The 680-nt window shown below is 61.6% G+C and carries 1 pseudogene; it reads left to right on the top strand.

The annotated features are described in order from the left end of the window. Positions 1 to 15: 15 nt before the first annotated feature. A pseudogene (locus J8I82_RS37880) lies at positions 16 to 680 on the top strand (recombinase family protein); the annotation flags it as partial.

Here is a 680-nt window from a genome sequence, read left to right as displayed (position 1 = left end):
ATGCGTCAGTGGCATATGCGCATCGAACGCGCCGAGTATGAGGTCGCGCTTGCCGAGCGTCGCTATCAGGAATGCGATCCCGCTAACCGTCTGGTCGCGGGCACCCTCGAGCGGCGCTGGAATGACGCGATGCAACGTCTCGAAGCAATCAAGACGGAAGCCGCCCAGTTCCAGAGCCAGAAGGCGCGCGTCGCCACGCCCGAACAGAAGGCCAAGATCCTCGCACTGGCGCGCAATCTGCCACGTCTTTGGCGTGCTCCGGCGACCCCGGCAAAGGATCGCAAGCGCATGTTGAGACTGCTCATCCGGGACATTACGGTCGAGAAGCTGCCCGCAGCCAGCAGACAGGTGGTCCTACACGTGCGTTGGCAGGGCGGCATCTGTACCGACACCACCGTGACTTTGCCCACGCCGGTCATCGAAGCGTTGCGCTATCCGACTGCGACCGTCGAGCAGGTGCGCAAGCTGTCGCAACATCTGTCCGACCCGCAAATCGTTGCGCACCTCAATCAGAAAGGCCTGCGCAGCCCAACCGGCAAATCATTTACGCTCGCCATGGTCAAGTGGATCCGCTACCGGTATGGGATTGCGCCGACCAGCCTCAAGCGGCCTGACGAACTCACGGTACAGCAACTCGCTCACCGACTGGGCATCAGTCCACACGTCGTGTATTACTGGAT

Origin of the sequence: Cupriavidus consociatus, from assembly GCF_017814975.1 — a bacterium.
Taxonomy (GTDB): Bacteria; Pseudomonadota; Gammaproteobacteria; order Burkholderiales; family Burkholderiaceae; genus Cupriavidus; species Cupriavidus consociatus.
Note: the sequence above shows the minus strand (reverse complement) of the source record. Positions and strands in the feature narration are given on the sequence as shown.